Origin of the sequence: Proteus sp. G2675 (genome assembly GCF_963886535.1) — a bacterium.
Lineage (GTDB): Bacteria > Pseudomonadota > Gammaproteobacteria > Enterobacterales > Enterobacteriaceae > Proteus > Proteus mirabilis.
Genome location: NZ_CAWPCB010000022.1, coordinates 112,660 through 129,724 on the forward strand (window position 1 = coordinate 112,660; position 17,065 = coordinate 129,724).

Genomic DNA, 17,065 nt, shown 5'->3' on the forward strand with positions numbered 1-17,065 from the left:
TCTATCAGTGATAGATTTTTAGGATATTTATGAATAAATCAATTATTATCATACTGCTTGTCACAGTATTAGATGCCATTGGTATTGGCCTTATCATGCCAGTACTACCAACACTATTAAACGAGTTTGTGAGCGAAAACAGACTCGCCAATCATTACGGTATATTATTAGCACTCTATGCGACGATGCAGGTGATCTTCGCACCTATTTTAGGAAAATTATCAGATAAATATGGCAGAAAACCTATTTTATTATTTTCGCTATTGGGTGCGGCATTAGATTACCTATTAATGGCTTGCTCTACCTCATTATGGATGCTCTACATTGGACGCATTATTGCGGGTATAACAGGAGCCACTGGTGCAGTATGCGCATCAGCAATGACTGATGTTACTCATCCTCATGAAAGAACACGTTATTTCGGTTTTTTGGGTGGTGCATTTGGTGTGGGTTTAATTATTGGCCCCATGTTAGGGGGATTACTGGGTGAGATCAGCGCCCATACGCCATTTATCTTTGCGGCTATTTCTCATTCGTTATTATTTATATTTTCATTACTTTGTTTCCAAGAAACTCAAACCACAAAAATATCGACTGAAATATCCGTATTAAATCAGGATACAGCGCCTCACTCTGCCACTGGTTTTATTAAAAAGAGTCTCTGTTTTTGGCTTATTGCCTATTTTATTATTCAACTAATAGGGCAAATTCCGGCCACCATTTGGGTGCTATTCACACAAGTGCGTTTCGCTTGGCACACTACTGAAGTAGGTTTATCTCTTGCATTTCTTGGCGTATTACATATTTTTTTTCAAGCGGTTCTCGCAGGAAAACTGGCGCAAAAATGGGGAGAACGCAACACGGTTATCATTAGCATGTCAATTGATGCATTTGGTTGCTTATTATTAGCCTGGATAAGCCATGTTTGGGTTATGCTCCCCGCTTTAATCTGCTTAGCTGCGGGAGGAATGGGACAACCTGCTTTACAAGGATATTTATCAAAATCTGTTGATCATCATGTTCAAGGACAATTACAAGGAACGTTAGTCAGTCTAACGAATATAACTGGGATTGTCGGCCCGTTACTCTTCTCTTTTATTTATAGTTACAGCGTTGAATATTGGGATGGCTTATTGTGGTTTATTGGTGCAATGCTTTACAGTGGGTTACTTGTAGCCAGTTATTTTAAACAGAAATCACCAATATTAAAAAAATTTCCCTCATAACATACTTGTCATTAAACAGGTTGAAGATCAAGACTGGCTTCCTTGCAGACTTGATCTTCATTTATCGTGATAAACGTTCCTTGTCTCCACGTCGCGCAGTCTCGATACTCATCTTGAGCAACCCAATTTACGCTACTTGCAATCCATACCAATCAATAGCGCTATTGGATATCACTTAATTCCCTATGATGCGAAACCACACAAATATCATAAAATACAAATATAACGCTCAACTTATTGATTATTGATAATTAATCATTGGTCACTTAGTTTTTCTTCCGTGAAAATAGCTCATTTCCTTTTTTCCTTAGCCAAATTTCGACAAGTTGATAACCGGCGATCCCCAGGGCAGAGCCGATCCCCATAACCGCAATAGGATGAATACCCGGCCATAAAATCAACAGAGCACCTGCCACAACAGAAACCGCTGATCCTAGGATGATCCTGCCAATAAATAGTCGTAATGTGATAACTTCATTGGCAACTAGCATCTTCCCTAATGCAATAAAAGCGCCAACAACTACCAATGATACTAGTGTGTGATCATATTCATCCATGAATATACCTCGCATTCGCTTACAGTATTTAGCCGTAAAAAGAACCCTCACCTCCTAGTATCAATCAGATAATCTGTATGGAATATGCAAGATCCTTTTGCTCAAGGATAAATACAACGTCCTTTTGTACTATCCTTGCCCACTTCCTTGTTAATTTGTAATAGGTTATCCATTACCTATTTTTCTCCACATATTAGTCATTACAACAAATTAAATAATATTTAAATTCAATACGTTGCATCTCCACATGTAGGTTTAACGTGAAATCATTATCTATAAATTTTGTATTTTATACTAGTAACTTTGTTCGGCTATTGTCGGTTAATGGTGTTTAACCGAGGTTAACCGAATTATTTTTAGTTAAATAAACAAATAAACTTGTTTTTCATGATAAAAATCAGTTAACAACAAATTAAAATACAAAAAAACAATAATATTACTGGTGATTGTACAAACTTAGGCTAATATAGAAGGTGGTGATAGATTGATAATAAAGAGAAAATACCATGCGTGTTTTAACAATTTACTGTCCTGAATGTGGTGAAAAAGCGATGATAAAGAAAAGTAATCGCAAGCATAAAGAGTTAACAGATCTTTACTGTGCCTGCCGTGATCCGCTTTGTGGGCATACCTTTGTGCTAAATCTTACCTTTAGTCATACTCTAAGTCCCAGCGCCAAAAAACAAGATGCCCTTTTATTAGCAATGATAAAAAATCTCTCGCCACAGCAACGAGAAAAAGCCTTAACCTTGTTACAAGAGATATAACGCTTTTTTACTTACTCTATTTTGCCTTGATTTTATGATCCTGCTCCCATTCTGGCAGGTAAATAAGTTAACTGGTTCTTATATAACCATAAATGATGTAGATTTAATTTAATCCAACAGAAACATTCTTATATCGCTTATTAAAGCAACATAGCAATTCAACAACCACAGAACGCGGTTTTGATTAAAAAAGCCATAAAATGAGTCATTCCTTTAATCAGAATTTGTCGAAATCTTATGTAACAGCATTCTGTTACATAAAATTTCAATACAAGTTTCAAATGGAGTATATAGATGAAAAAGCTTATTAATCGTGTTGATGATGTTTTATCAGAACAACTGCAAGGTTTTGCTAAAGCCCACCCTGAAATCAATCTCCATCCCTCTTCTTTTTATGTCACCCGTCATGATGCCCCCGTAAAAGGTAAAGTAGCCCTTTTATCTGGAGGTGGCAGTGGACATGAGCCAATGCATGCCGGTTTTGTTGGAAAAGGCATGCTTGATGGGGCATGTCCTGGTGAGATCTTTACCTCACCAACCCCAGATAAAATGTACGATTGCGCAAAAGCAATTGATAGCGGTGAAGGTGTATTAATGATCGTTAAAAACTACACCGGTGACGTACTCAATTTTGAAACTGCGACAGAGCTACTACATGATGAAGGTGTAAAAATTGCTACGGTATTAGTTGATGATGATGTTGCGGTTAAAGATAGTCTGTATACCGCCGGTCGTCGTGGTGTAGCGAATACCGTATTAATGGAAAAATTACTAGGTGCGGCGGCTGAGCGTGGCGATACACTCGATGATTTGGTTAAGCTAGGTCATCAAATTAATAATAATGGTTTTTCTATTGGTATTGCACTACAGGCTTGCACCGTACCTGCTGCAGGAAAACCCTCTTTTACTCTCCCTGAAAATGAAATGGAATTTGGCGTTGGGATCCACGGAGAGCCAGGAATAGACCGTCGCCCATTTACTTCATTAAATGATACCGTTGATGCAATGTTTAATACTCTAATTGAAAATGGTCACTATCAGCGCACCATTCGCAGTTGGGATCGAGTCAATGGTGATTGGATTGAAGAGACACAAGAAAAACAGCCACTAAAATCAGGTGATCGTGTTATAGCCCTAGTCAATAATCTTGGCGCTACTCCCCTTTCTGAATTATATGGTGTTTATCATCGCCTTGCCCTGTGCTGTGAAAACTTTGGCCTTAACATCGAACGTTCGTTAATTGGCTCTTATTGTACATCGCTCGATATGTCGGGGATCTCAATTACCTTATTAAAAGTAGACGACGCGCTACTTACTTTGTGGGATGCACCCGTTGCTACACCTGCGATGACAAAATAAGTTTTCCTATAACGATAACTAAGGATCAGAAAATGGTATTAACTCATCATCAAATTATTGTTTGGCTACAACAATGCGCCCAACTTTTTGAACAAAACAGTGACTACCTCACCGATCTCGACCGTGAAATTGGCGATGCTGACCACGGCTTAAATATGCATAGAGGTTTCAAAAAGGTAGCGGAGAAATTACCTGAATTTGCCGATAAAGATATTGGTTTTATCCTTAAAAATACCGGTATGACATTACTGTCTAATATTGGTGGTGCCAGCGGTCCTCTTTTTGGCACCTTCTTTATTCGTGCCGCTAAGCCCACCGCATCATTACAAAGTCTCGATGTAAATCAACTTTATGAAATGACTAAAGAAGGTGTTGATGGCATTGTCAGTCGCGGTAAAGCACAACCAAAGGATAAAACTATGTGTGATGTTTGGTGGCCTGTGGTTGATAGTTTAAAGCATGCGAATGACCAAAGTTTATCTATAGAAGATGCTATTGATAATGCACTGAAAGTTGCAGAAAAAGCGGCGGAGGAAACTATTCCTATGCAAGCGAAAAAAGGCCGTGCCAGTTATCTTGGTGAGCGCAGTATAGGACATAAAGATCCCGGCAGTGCCTCTGTGGTATTGATCCTCCAAGCGCTGTCTAATGCTATCCACGCATAATCATTCACAATATAATCAAGAGAGGTCTGCCATGATTAATATCGTGATTGTTTCTCATAGTAAACATCTTGCTGAGGGTATTGAGGCGTTGGCGAATCAAATGCTTAACCCAACGCATTGCCGACTAGCCATTGCCGCAGGTGTTGATGATGAAGCGCACCCTATTGGTACTGACGCTGTTAAAATTATGACGGCGATTGAATCGATCGCCGAAGCTGATGCCATTATTGTTATGATGGATTTAGGTAGTGCCATACTCAGTACAGAGACAGCAATTGAACTGCTTGATACAGAATTAGCGCAAAAAGTGACACTATGCTCAGCTCCGCTGGTAGAAGGAACATTAGCCGCTGTTGTCGCAGCGTCATCCGGAGCTAGCTTAGAAAAGGTTCTCGAAGAAGCCAACCATGCACTAACCCCTAAAAAGATGCAATTGGGTGAAAACATGGGTGGCTCAGAGCCAAATGATGTCACGCCTTCTATTCAAATGCACGGCAAAGAAGCTCATTGGGTGGTAAAAAATCCTCATGGTTTACACGTTAGACCTGCAGCGACACTGGTTGAGCTACTGTCAAAATTTCGTGCTGACTATCAATTAATTAAGGGAGATAGACGCATTAATCCCCTTAGTTTAAATCAACTTTCTCTTATTCAAATTCGTCAAGGTGATGAAATAACCTTAATTGCTTCAGGGGAACAAGAAAATGAGGCTATTGATGCCTTTTTAGCACTGGCTAAACAAGGTTTTGGCGAAGCATTACCGGATGAACTCACGGAGCAAAGTTTAACCGGTACTCTCGTACCCGCTTCCCCCATCAAGGGACCGGCTTTTATTTGGCATGAGCTAGAATTAGCCCCTATTGAAAATTTATCTGCACCACTCGATAGCACAATACAAATTGAGCAATTTAATCAAGCGATAAAAGATACACTCAATGATTTGAAGCACTATGCTGAAAAAGCCAATCACACATTAGGTGAACAAATAGGCGCTATTTTTAACGGCCATATCATGATGCTGGATGATGAAGAATTACTCACCAATGTTATCGATCGTATTAAAACAGATAACGTTAGCGCTCAGCAGAGTTGGACGAATGAAATGAAAGAACGTATCCAACTCTACCGTACTCTCAGTGATCCTTATTTGAGAGCAAGGGAGTTAGATCTTCGTGATCTGCGCAATCAAGTTCTTTACCATTTACAACAGAAAACGCCTCCTAAATTTACCCCATCACAACCCTCTATTTTAGTGGCTAAAGAGTTATTCCCCTCGACATTAATTCAGTTTGATGCGACTCAATTATTAGCCATTACCTTAGCTGAAGGGGATAGTTGTTCTCACAGTGCCATTATCGCCACGCAGATGGGGCTACCTATGTTAGTTCATTTAGGTGATGGATTATTAAAAATAAAAGAAGCACAAGAATTAACCCTTGATCTCAAGAGTAGTGAATTAATTATTGGATCAATAAATTAATGTGCTAATGCAATAAGCGCCAAATGGCGCTTATTGATAACTATCAAACCTTAGGTTTATAACTCTCTTTATCCAGTTCATGCTTTTTCATGCGTAAATAGAGTTTTTTACGTGGGATACCTAAATAATCAGCCACATCGCTCACACGGCCAGCAAATAAATAGAGTGCATCTTCAATTAAGCGACGCTCATAATCATCAACTAAGTTATCTAAAGGCCCTTCAGGGGGGATAATGGCACGATGTTGCTCACTATCAACCATTTTCACAATACCAACAGCATAGAGTTCAGCGACATTCCGTAGCTCACGAATGTTTCCAGGCCAATCATAACGTTTTAATATATCGAGATAATTACGATCAATTTTTGGTACGGCGATCCCAAGCCGCTGAGCACTTTGCCGTAAAAAGGCTCTAAATAGAGGAATAATATCCGGGCGTCTTGCGCTTAATGGTGGCAAAGAAAAAGTTATTTGCGAAAAGTAGTAATAGAACTCAGGTATCAATCGCCCTTCAGTGACCAATTGCTGGGTATTATTTTCTAAAATCGCGATCGTTCTAAATTGACGCTTACCCTGCCTTTCCATATCTAATAGGTAAGCACTTAACCAACGTTGTGCACCAGAAGGTAAATCATAAGGGGAGCGTAAAATAAGTGTGCCGACTTCCTCTTGCTCTATTTGAGCAATCAGTGGCTTAATATCTACTAAATTTTGACAATCTACCGTAGTCACCGCTTTATCGCTGTGAGGACTTAATTCATGTAATAACTGAGCGAGTAGATGTCGCCCTGTCCCCATCTCACCTTCAATCATTAAGTCTTTATCAATATCAGCAATTTGCTGTACTTGCTGTCTAATGGCGGTAATTTGTGCACTATCGCCAACTAAACGCTCTTGAGTGGTGGTGATCATCGTTTTTCTAAGTGAAAGAAGTGATTTTCGCTCTTTATGCGCTTTAGCAACTAACTCTAAAAATAGCGGTGGATTAATGGGCTTTTCAATAAAATCATAAGCGCCTTTTTTAACGGCCTCTACAGCAAGGGGTATATCACCGTGGCCGGTGATCATAATCACCGGAATACGAGGATCAATTTGTTGAATACGCGCTAAGACTTCCATGCCATTCATCGCAGGCATGTAAATATCTAACACTACCGCACCTTCATATTCTGGTGTCAGCAGACTCAATGCTTTTTCTGGCGAATCAGTCACTCTGGCAACCATTCCGGCAAGATTGAGCAAATGACGATAAGATTCGAGAATATCCTCATCATCATCAATTAATAGTACATCAATATCAGACAGCAGTGACTGTGTCATGAGTAAACTCCAAAACAACCATCGCACCGCCATTTAATGCCGATGCTAAGTAAATTTCATAACCAAACCGTTGCATAATAGAACGGCAAATCGATAGCCCTAACCCTAGCCCAACATCTTTGGTGGTGGTAAAAGGGGTGAATAATTTTGGTAAAACATCAGCATTAAATCCTTTGCCACTATCGGTAATGCCCACTCGTTGATATTTAGCTTCATCCGATAATAGGTCGACGCTGATCTGACTTTCGCCCATTCCTGCGACCGCATCCATTGCATTAACAAACAGGTTAACTAAGACCTGCTCTATTTGTGTTGGATCGGCACAAATATTCAGTTCACTGGGGATATTATTGATAATGGTGCACTGCTCTCGTTTAGAGCGCGATTCCACTAATACCATGGCACTTTCCACCAGCCCCTGTAACGGCGCTGAAACATAACTGACTTCAGATGAGGATTTTTTAGAAAAATTACGTAATGCCGTAATGATCCTATTCATACGAGCACATAATTTTTCAATACGCTCAATGGGATCAGGAAGTTGGTCATATTTCTCCATCTGTAGTGTTAATTTAACGCTATATAAGTAGGTATTAATGGCTGAAAGCGGTTGATTTAATTCATGTGCAAGACTGGTCATTGCTTGTCCTACTACAGCCATTTTAGCCGCTTGCACTAACTCTTCTTGTGTCTGAATTAAGTGTTTTTGTGCTTGTTCACGACGCACAATTTCTTCATTTAATTGTTGGTTCTTTTCTTGTAAATCTTGGGTTTTTAATGCCACAAGATGTTTTAATTCTAATCGACTTAATTCTTGGCGAGTAATATCCGTGATAGTCACAATATATTTATGCTCGTCTTTATGAGGATATTCGCGAATATTAAATTGCAGAAAATGAGGCTTTCCTTGTTTTACCATGCTCACAATAGACTCACTTTGCCCAAACAAATAAAGCGGACTTGTGGGACTAAACTGCGCTCTTAATGTCGTATTGGCTTCACCACTAAATAATAACCATAATGGTTTATTGCTCTGTTCATGACCAATACCTAATAAAGTAGCAGCACTGGGATTGACGGTTTCCATACGTCCATCATGATGACAAGTAATTAAACTGGCATCGGTATTATTAATCAGATTCAGGGCATTCGTGGCTTCAACTTCTTTCATTTGACGCCAAAAGCGTCGCAAACGGCGACTTAATAATCCAATTTCATCTTGCCCTTCAATTAATACAGGCTCTGTTAAATGACCTTTAGCAACATGGGCAAGATCATCACTCAACTTATTTAATCTAGCAATCAGTCGCCTATCTATTAAGATTTTCATGACAATAATGCTGAGCAATAGTGAAGCAACGACAATTAAGATAATGACAATTTTTCCCGTTGCCATCAGTTGTCGCGTATTATCATTGAGCTTATTCAATGCTTCACTGGTGGCAAGCACATTACTTCTTACTGCATTATCAAACTGAGATAATTTTTCATTTAATTTAGGGGTAAGTGCTTTAAGTTTTTTTTCGGTTTCGACATCATCAATCAATGTTTGATAGATATCACCGTCAAAACGAGTGATCGCAATAATTTCTTGCAATACTTGGCGATGAGCAATGGTAGAAGGATAGCTTTTTAATTTCTGATTTAAAACGATAATTTCATCAATTTTGACACTTATATAGTGAAATGCGACATCAATATCACGGCTATAGCGTTGATGTGCAATTTCTTCCACTAAGCTAATTAATTCATTTTCTGTAGTGAATAACTCTTGAAGTAACGTTGATTCTAAAAGCAGTTGTAAGCTATTTTCCTGTACATTTTTTTCATTAAGCATTTGGCTGACATGCCACTCAATTTCATTAAGTAGAGGCTTGATATCTTCACCTACCGCATCATGCATCCAAGCCAATTGACCTAAAAGCTGTGCTAACCTATTTTCGAGTTCACGACGTTTATCTAATAAAATATCTTGCTGCTCAATTAAGTTTGATAAGTCATCCACTAATTGATTATAAAAAGTGCGTTGTGATTGTTGCTCAATCGGAAACTCGCGCAGATTATCTAATAGTTGATAAATTTGCTGTTTTTGTTGTTCTGAAACTGATTTACGTTGTGTTTGCTCACGCTCTTTTAATAGCATCTGTAAATTAGTGCTGTAACGCTCCATATTATAGCTGGTGGTTAACATAGGTAAGGAGTCACCAACAGACGCATTGATTTGAGTGGCTAATTTTCCCCACATAAAAAATATCACCCCACCAATCAATAAAGTGAGTAACGAACTAAAGATAAACGCCAAATAAAGGCGTCTACCGAGTTTGCCCGATTGCTTAGGCATTAATATCTGCATCCATCATACCTTTCAAAAAAACAGTATTTTCAACTGTATATCTGAACCACAAGGCGGTTAGGGAGATTTAGTTTCTTTCAATAAAACTAATGCTTGTTCAAGTTTTTCCGCTTCTAATGTACGCCATTGGTACAATACGGCTAACGCTTGATCTGAATATTCCCGCTGATCGGCTTCTTTCATAAATAAGGCTTGTAATGTCGGTGAATTAGCTTCTTTTTCGCTAATTAGTACTGAACTGGCTATTTTTCGGGCTTGATTGGTTGCTGCGATCCGTTCTGGTGATCGATTTTGTTGTTTTTCTGCCTCGTGGATCTCATTCCAAACTTGGCGCATTAATGGAAAATTATGGGTGATCATTTGATCAAAAAGAACATTGACCACTTCGCTACGGCGATAAGCTTCATTACTGTTTAAAATAAACTCAGTATTATTAGCAAGCTCATCATTATTACGTAAAATTTCTTTGCTGAGGGGGATCTTCGCCATATCACTTTTATAGATAATCTCTTGTCCTTCATCCGATAAAAGAAAGGCGATAAATTTGGCCGCAGTATCTCTTTTACTGCTTTCAGCCACAATAGCGACATAAGCAGGTAAAATAATTGATTTATCAAAATAACTAAAATCAACAAAATCAAAGCGTTTTTGGTGGTTAAAAGCGTAATTATCAATAATAGGCCCCGCCCCCACAATACCTCTGGCAATAGCGTCACTCACTCGTGAACTACGTGCCGATATCGAAGAAAGGTTACCACTGGTTTCTAGTAAAATTTGCCATCCGCGCTCCCAACCATACTCTTGCAGCACATTTTCAACCATCAGTTGCATCGTGCCAGAGTTGGCTGGTGTCGTCATAGTTAAGTGCCCTTGGTAAATCGGATCACTTAAATCAATCCAACTTTTAGGTGCCGGAATACCTAACTTTTGCAAGTATTGTCTGTTACTCATGATCCCAATACCTGAATAACCCACCGTGGTTATTTTGTCATTTAAGATATCACTATGACGAGTTAGCCATTTTGGTGTTTCATAGTTAATCGGTAAGCGCGCGAGTAGTCCTTCTCTATCTAAATGATGAAAAAAATTAGCCGAAGAGGACATCACTATATCAACAGGTTGCGTAGGATACTGCTTCATCATCCGTGTAGCGATCGCAACACGCCGATAAACCACTTGTACCTTAGTTTCAGGATAACGAGCACTAAAAGCTTCGGTAAGTGGTCGCATAGGTGTATCTGAAAGTGTCGTCAGTATAACCAATGGCTGCTCATCACTTTTTGCTGGAGTGATAAACAGCCAACTAAATAATAGTATGAGGCTAAAGATTATTTTTATTCTCATGACATACCCCTGATTTTGTGTTGAATAAACCTAAAAATGTGTTGAGCATCAAATTTCTGATATTTAGCAATATTTATTATTTTCAGTGAATGAGTCCTTAATGACCCATTTTCGATGATGATACGACGATATATTCACTCATTTTTAGTCCAACACCTAATAGCAATGTTACAAATTTGACTCACCGATTCAGCAGAATGTGTCAGCTCTGACTCAAATTAGCGCTTTTGCCCTCTGATGGCCTAAATGAATAGCATCTGCCCTGAAAAACAAAATCAGCTTCAGGCATGAATAATATTCGGAGTCATCTCTATGTTAAGTTTCTTTAAAACCAGAAAGGATCTGCCGCTAATCGAAGCGTCCAATGAAAAGATCCGCTCAATATATAAAAAATATCAGTGGCAGGTTTTTCTTGGGCTAGTACTAGGTTATGCCATGTTCTATGTGGTACGTATGGCACTTGGTGTCGTTAAAAAGCCGATGCTAGATGCCGGTATTGTGACCACTGCAGAACTGGGTTTAATGGGGTCGGCATTCTTCTTTACCTATGCCTTTGGTAAGTTTTCCAATGGCTTCTTGTCGGATTATGCCAATATTGGCCGCTTTATGTCCATCTCGCTGATTGCATCCTCTTTTGTTTGTATCTTTATGGGAATGTCGACTGCGAGCCTATTCTTCATCTTATTGTGGGGAATTAATGGTTGGTTCCAATCGGTAGGATCTGCCCCTTCTTGTGTGTCTATTTTCCAATGGTTTTCTCCGAAACAGCGCGGTACAGTCTATTCTATCTGGGGTGGCTCACGTAATATCGGTGAAGCAATCACTTGGATATTAACTGCGACTATAGTGAGTTTCTTTGGCTGGCGTGCCGGTTTTATCGGTGCAGGTATCGCAGGTATTGCAGCAGGTATCATCTTACTGATGATCTTAAAAGATCGTCCTCGTACTTATGGTCTACCTGATCCTGCCAGTGCATATGGTGAAGAGTCAGAAGCCGTTAAATCAAGTGATCCAAAAGAAACTCGCCGTGCTCAATTATTTGTCCTAAAACAACCTACCGTATGGATCATCGCTGCAGCTTGCGCTGCCATGTATATTTCACGCTACGCAATCAGTTCATGGGCGGTGCTTTATCTGCAAGGCTCAAAAGGCTATTCACTGATTGATGCTGGCTTTGCTATGTCAACTTACCCTATTGCCGGCTTCTTTGGCGCCATCTTAGCCGGTATGGCATCTGACAAACTATTTAATGCTAATCGTCATATCCCAACACTTATTTATGGTATCGCCAATATTGCCGGTTTCGCCCTCATGTTCTGGGGACCACAAAGCCGTGTTATGGATGCCATTGCATTAAGTATGATTGGTTTTGCTATGGGCGGACTGGTGGTGTTCTTGGCGGGCTTAACGGCTTGCGACCTGATGCCAAAAAACGCAGTAGGTGCAGTAAAAGGCTTTATCGGACTTTTTGCTTATATTGCCGCATCCGCTCAAGAGCTTGTTTCTGCCTCGCTGATCAAAGTCACGCAAGTCGGTGATATCACTCACTATGATTTCACAACGGTACAGTATTTCTGGATTGGTTCTGCCATCGTGTCCATGATCTTAGCTACGCTGGTCTGGAATGCGAAAAAAGTCACCATGGATTAATAAATTAAGTTGTTATCAAGGGATACTTTTCAGTATCCCTCTTTAAAAAAGAGAATGTCACTATGCGTAAGACAAAAATTGTTGCGACTCTTGGCCCTGCTAGTTGCTCAGAACAGATGATTGAAAAACTGATTTTAGCTGGCGCTAATGTATTTCGTTTAAATTTTTCACATGGTACTCGCGAACAGCATCAGTCCACAGCCGCAACTATCCGTCAGGTCGCAAAAAAACATCGTGTATTTATCGGCATTTTAGCTGATCTGCAAGGCCCTAAGATCCGTATAGCGAGTTTTAAAAATAATGCTATTCAATTAACACAAGGGGATAGTTTTATCCTCAATGCAGATTTAGACAGCACACAAGGCGATGAACAACAAGTGGGGTTAGATTACCCACAACTTGTACAAGAAGTCACACCAGGGAATATTCTGTTACTTGACGACGGTAATATCCAATTAAAAGTCCGTGCAGTAAATAATAATAATATTGAGACAGTGGTCACTGTCGGTGGAAAATTATCTAACCGTAAGGGAATTAATTTACTCGGCGGCGGTTTATCCGCACCAGCCTTAACGGACAAAGATAAGCAAGACATACACACAGCAGCCGCTATTCAAGCAGATTATATAGCCGTTTCTTTCCCTCGTAATGGTGCAGATATTGAATATGCCCGTCGTTTAATTGTTGCTGCTGGCAGTCAGGCAAAAATTGTTGCCAAAGTAGAGCGTGCAGAAGTCGTTTCATGTCAAGCCAATATGGATGACATTATTAAAGCATCGGATGTCATTATGGTAGCGCGAGGGGACTTGGCGGTTGAAATTGGCGATGCCAGTCTTCCTGGTGCACAAAAACAGTTAATTGCTCGTTGTCGTGCTCTAGGTTGCCCGGTTATTACAGCCACCCAAATGATGGAGTCCATGATTGAAAATCCAATGCCTACCCGTGCGGAGGTGATGGATATCGCTAATGCAGTAGGTGATGGCACAGATGCGGTGATGCTTTCTGCAGAAACAGCTGCAGGTAAATATCCTGAAGAAGCCGTTCGTGCAATGGCTCGTGTTGCAGAAGGTGCAGAGCGCTCTTTTGCCGCCAATGCCGAAAACCCATGGCAATCCCCTTCTTACTATTCACAAACAGGCCGTTGGATTGCTTTAGCGGCGACCACAGCAGCTTTTCATAATGATAAACATCTGAGCGTTGCTGCTTTAACTGACAATGGTCAATCAGTCACGCTTCTATCGCGCTTTATGCCAAATAACAATATCTATGCATTAACAGATAACCCCGCACTTGCTGGTCAGTTGACTGTATTACGTGGTGTAACGCCTGTCACTTATCAACGTCAAAATAATAATGATGGTGATGAAAACATCATGCAAAAACTGCAAACAGAGGGATTATTAACAGATATTCATTCACTCTTAATCACCCGTTTATCGACCTTTGAAAAAACCGGTGAAAGTGACTGTTGTCATCTGGTTCCGGTAAAACAAGTTACAACAGCTTTAACTTAATTGTCTGTTATCAAATAGCTTATGAGAGAGGCAACCTGAAGAGGCCAATAACAAGAAAAACAGTATAGCCAATTATTTTAGCCACATGGAACGTGGCTATTTTTCTTTTTAATGTACCTAACCATCATTATCTATCAAAAAATAGTGCTCCTAGCTGTTGCTTTTTTCGGCAGCATCCCAATATTAATTCCTATATTCACTGTATTAATAGGAGAATATGATGGCAAGTGGATGGGCAAATGATAGTGCTGTTCAAGAACAAATTGATGCCACTATTGATGATGCCATTGCAAGAGCGCGTAACCAAATGACTCAGGGAGAAAGTGCTGAGTTTTGTGATGAGTGTGGTGAAGCAATTCCATTAGCTCGGCAAAAAGCGATTCGAGGGGTTCGCTATTGTATTAACTGCCAAGAAGCGATAGATAAAAAATATAATACCTTTAGTGGCTATAATCGCCGTGGTAGTAAAGATAGCCAACTCAGATAATGAGCACACTTCTTATACAAAAAACTGTACCTTATGTAAGCTTACTCAATCAAGGTACAGTTTATTTTATTCAATCAACTCACGAGTTAAATCTTGCTAACTTTCTTAGCACTTAAACTATGGCTCATTTCAGTAATTATCTTTAAGAAATTATCAATATGGGAACGTTCCGTATTCGGGTTCATAAAAACAGCTTTTTCCCCCGGAATATAAACATAGCGATTATTTTTTGCATACTTAGAGCAAGCAATAGAGTCAACCCAGTTGGTAAATAATCCTTTTTTACCCCGTTGTAAGAATAATTTTCTATGCCATTGTGCATTATGTACCATAAAGTCATAGGCTTCTTTATCTGTCGCACAGGTTGATTCTAGATCAAAGGCAACATTAGGATCAGAGACTAAGTTTGGATCATATAATTTAAACCCAACGCTTGGGCCTTGGTTTTGAGGCACTATGACTTTGGCATTCCCCATAGCAAGTAATTGATGGCGCATATAGTTCGCGTTTTGTAGGCAATGGGCAATGATGGTTTGATAGCCTTCAATCCCCATATAATGCATCGCAGAATAAGCACCAAAAATACCAACCCCACTACGTGTACATTCAATAGTTGATTGTAAATGGGTTTGACCTTCTAATTCATGTTCAAAGTAAGTGAAGTTTTCCGGATCATTTTCAAGGGCAACAAAGTCATTGCCATTTTTCACTAACACTAAACTTGAGGTATAAGGTACATATCCCCACTTATGGAAATCGATAGTAATTGAATCAGCATATTTTAGATGTTTAAATTTCGCCACATTTTGGCGTAAACCTTCTAAAGTAATATCGTTGATAGCCAGAGGGTTGCTATTAAAATCATAATCTAAGAAGAAAATAATTGGCCAACCTACTGCTGCATCGACGTGAATATGTGGTTTAACCGCGATTTCAAATTCTTCACACAGACGATCTCTTAATTCGCAAACGCCTTTAACATCATCAACGCCAAAGGTGTCCGTCGTCCCTGTCGTCAGCATAATAGTTGGTACTTTACACTTAACAGTAAAACAAGCTCTTAATTCACGCTCTAAGTGTTCTAAATTAATCGTATTATCTTCGGACACCTTAATGCGGATAGTCTTGTTATTAACATCAACCCCTAATAGCGCCAAGTTGGTCATATTAGAATAATGGCCCCCTTGAGAGTTAATAATACGATAATCCTGATCGGCTGCCATGCCTAAATGTTTAGAATTAGGCATTGATTTACGTAAACCAAATAGATAACCATATAAGTTACACATGGTGCCACCCTGGGTGAAAACCCCAGAGGCAACTTCGGGATCGTACCCTACTAATTTAGCTACTTTTTTAATGGTGACTTTTTCTAAAACATCAGCAACACCAGAGTATTCACAATAAACCATATTAGGATTGCCCATTAATCCTAATATTGAGCCATAAACACCCGGATCGCTTGGCATCGCAATGACATTCTCAACCGCTAATGGATTTTCCCAGTTTTTGCATAACGTCGACACTAACATGAGTAACTCGTTAGGATCATTCTCTGGATAATTAATATGTTGCTGGATCTGCCCATCAGCCATTAAACGGTCAAATAACGCCTGCCCATTCTCATAACGCTGTAATTGATCCTTATCATTCGTCATGGTCTTTCTAAACTGTGTAATAGACTGAATGGTTTTATCCTGAAATATCGGCCAATACTGCGGATCACGGCTGAAAAAGTGAGCAATAACATCACGGTACTTCTTCTCAAATTCAGCATTTAGAATGTTAGCAGAAGATAAACCCAACAAATCTTGACTTTTCACTATATTCTCCAAATAAAAACCGACAATAGCTTAAATAAACTGAATAGCAATACTATACATTTTCTTATTAAAATAGTTAGTGATCTATATATAACAGTTGTTATTTAAATAGTTAACTAATAATTTATTTTATTTAAAATATATCAATAAGATAGGGATAAATGGCAAGCTATATTGACAGTCATTGCACTCCTATCCTTGCTTTTATGTGACTGACATCACAATAAAAATAGTCTCACTATTAGCATTATCGCCGGAATTAACTGTAATAATTTGATATATAATGAAAAAATATTAAAACCAAATAACTTATTGAAATTATTAGAATAGATATTTAATTAAATTAATTAATCTATTTTTAATGAAATTAATGCAATTAAAATTGCATTTAATGTAACTACAATACTCAAAATAAGAACAAAAAACTACATTATGCTTTATTAATAGATAATTTATTTTTTACTTAACTTTTACGTGACATTAAATATTAAAATAATAGTTAATGATGCTAAAGAGGCT

The 17,065-nt window shown here is 39.0% G+C and carries 13 protein-coding genes; 8 read left to right on the top strand and 5 right to left on the bottom strand.

Translation table 11 applies throughout. The annotated features are described in order from the left end of the window. Positions 1–29 precede the first annotated feature (29 nt). Complete coding sequence (tet(J), locus tag AACQ49_RS05525; RefSeq protein ID WP_071425332.1) at positions 30–1,226, top strand: tetracycline efflux MFS transporter Tet(J); 1,197 nt, start codon at positions 30–32, stop codon at positions 1,224–1,226. Between the two features lie 266 nt (positions 1,227–1,492). Here the strand turns inward: tet(J) and AACQ49_RS05530 are convergent, their stop codons facing one another. Further along, a complete protein-coding gene (locus AACQ49_RS05530; protein ID WP_004249433.1) occupies positions 1,493–1,783 on the bottom strand; it encodes a phage holin family protein in 291 nt (96 codons plus the stop codon). Positions 1,784–2,289: 506 nt separating this feature from the next. On the opposite strand from AACQ49_RS05530, the gene AACQ49_RS05535 reads away from it, so the two are divergent. From AACQ49_RS05535 to dhaM, 4 genes are all read left to right on the top strand, one after another. Next, positions 2,290–2,550, top strand: a complete 261-nt coding sequence (locus AACQ49_RS05535) for an ogr/Delta-like zinc finger family protein (protein ID WP_004245624.1) — start codon at positions 2,290–2,292, stop codon at positions 2,548–2,550. Positions 2,551–2,844: 294 nt separating this feature from the next. Then, a complete protein-coding gene (gene dhaK, locus AACQ49_RS05540) occupies positions 2,845–3,909 on the top strand; it encodes a dihydroxyacetone kinase subunit DhaK (RefSeq protein WP_004245625.1) in 1,065 nt (354 codons plus the stop codon). A gap of 32 nt (positions 3,910–3,941) precedes the next feature. Continuing rightward, positions 3,942–4,574 (top strand): dihydroxyacetone kinase subunit DhaL, encoded by a 633-nt coding sequence (gene dhaL, locus AACQ49_RS05545; RefSeq protein ID WP_134940135.1) that lies wholly within the window; start codon positions 3,942–3,944, stop codon positions 4,572–4,574. A gap of 31 nt (positions 4,575–4,605) precedes the next feature. After that, complete coding sequence (gene dhaM, locus AACQ49_RS05550) at positions 4,606–6,054, top strand: dihydroxyacetone kinase phosphoryl donor subunit DhaM (protein WP_036895593.1); 1,449 nt, start codon at positions 4,606–4,608, stop codon at positions 6,052–6,054. 43 nt (positions 6,055–6,097) lie between these two features. Here dhaM and AACQ49_RS05555 read toward each other — a convergent pair whose 3' ends face one another. From AACQ49_RS05555 to AACQ49_RS05565, 3 genes are all read right to left on the bottom strand, one after another. Beyond that, positions 6,098–7,375, bottom strand: a complete 1,278-nt coding sequence (locus AACQ49_RS05555; RefSeq protein WP_004245628.1) for a sigma-54-dependent transcriptional regulator — start codon at positions 7,373–7,375, stop codon at positions 6,098–6,100. After that, a complete protein-coding gene (locus AACQ49_RS05560) occupies positions 7,353–9,716 on the bottom strand; it encodes an ATP-binding protein (protein ID WP_237612802.1) in 2,364 nt (787 codons plus the stop codon). Before AACQ49_RS05560 ends, AACQ49_RS05555 begins: the two co-directional genes overlap by 23 nt. 69 nt (positions 9,717–9,785) lie before the next feature. Then, the gene (locus AACQ49_RS05565; RefSeq protein WP_004245630.1) at positions 9,786–11,072 is read right to left on the bottom strand and encodes an ABC transporter substrate-binding protein; all 1,287 of its coding nucleotides are present in this window, start codon (positions 11,070–11,072) and stop codon (positions 9,786–9,788) included. A gap of 312 nt (positions 11,073–11,384) precedes the next feature. Here AACQ49_RS05565 and AACQ49_RS05570 point away from each other — a divergent pair, with 312 nt between their 5' ends. The 3 genes from AACQ49_RS05570 (at position 11,385) to AACQ49_RS05580 (ending at position 14,723) form a co-directional block, all read left to right on the top strand. Further along, positions 11,385–12,722: an MFS transporter gene (locus AACQ49_RS05570; RefSeq protein ID WP_004245631.1), complete on the top strand. Its 1,338-nt coding sequence runs from the start codon at positions 11,385–11,387 to the stop codon at positions 12,720–12,722. Positions 12,723–12,784: 62 nt separating this feature from the next. Continuing rightward, positions 12,785–14,236, top strand: a complete 1,452-nt coding sequence (gene pyk / locus AACQ49_RS05575; RefSeq protein WP_087741087.1) for a pyruvate kinase — start codon at positions 12,785–12,787, stop codon at positions 14,234–14,236. A gap of 220 nt (positions 14,237–14,456) precedes the next feature. Further along, positions 14,457–14,723: a DksA/TraR family C4-type zinc finger protein gene (locus AACQ49_RS05580; RefSeq protein ID WP_004249427.1), complete on the top strand. Its 267-nt coding sequence runs from the start codon at positions 14,457–14,459 to the stop codon at positions 14,721–14,723. Positions 14,724–14,809: 86 nt separating this feature from the next. Here AACQ49_RS05580 and AACQ49_RS05585 read toward each other — a convergent pair whose 3' ends face one another. Then, entirely contained in the window at positions 14,810–16,546 is a 1,737-nt protein-coding gene (locus AACQ49_RS05585) for a pyridoxal phosphate-dependent decarboxylase family protein (protein ID WP_004245634.1), read from the bottom strand. Positions 16,547–17,065: the final 519 nt, after the last annotated feature.

Bases quoted from the DNA above. Each gene is read 5' to 3' on its own strand.
- AACQ49_RS05530 (WP_004249433.1), bottom strand. From the start codon at position 1,783: ATGGATGAATATGATCACACACTAGTATCATTGGTAGTTGTTGGCGCT.
- AACQ49_RS05535 (WP_004245624.1), top strand. From the start codon at position 2,290: ATGCGTGTTTTAACAATTTACTGTCCTGAATGTGGTGAAAAAGCGATG.
- dhaK (WP_004245625.1), top strand. From the start codon at position 2,845: ATGAAAAAGCTTATTAATCGTGTTGATGATGTTTTATCAGAACAACTG.
- dhaL (WP_134940135.1), top strand. From the start codon at position 3,942: ATGGTATTAACTCATCATCAAATTATTGTTTGGCTACAACAATGCGCC.
- dhaM (WP_036895593.1), top strand. From the start codon at position 4,606: ATGATTAATATCGTGATTGTTTCTCATAGTAAACATCTTGCTGAGGGT.
- AACQ49_RS05555 (WP_004245628.1), bottom strand. From the start codon at position 7,375: ATGACACAGTCACTGCTGTCTGATATTGATGTACTATTAATTGATGAT.
- AACQ49_RS05560 (WP_237612802.1), bottom strand. From the start codon at position 9,716: ATGCCTAAGCAATCGGGCAAACTCGGTAGACGCCTTTATTTGGCGTTT.
- AACQ49_RS05565 (WP_004245630.1), bottom strand. From the start codon at position 11,072: ATGAGAATAAAAATAATCTTTAGCCTCATACTATTATTTAGTTGGCTG.
- AACQ49_RS05570 (WP_004245631.1), top strand. From the start codon at position 11,385: ATGTTAAGTTTCTTTAAAACCAGAAAGGATCTGCCGCTAATCGAAGCG.
- pyk (WP_087741087.1), top strand. From the start codon at position 12,785: ATGCGTAAGACAAAAATTGTTGCGACTCTTGGCCCTGCTAGTTGCTCA.
- AACQ49_RS05580 (WP_004249427.1), top strand. From the start codon at position 14,457: ATGGCAAGTGGATGGGCAAATGATAGTGCTGTTCAAGAACAAATTGAT.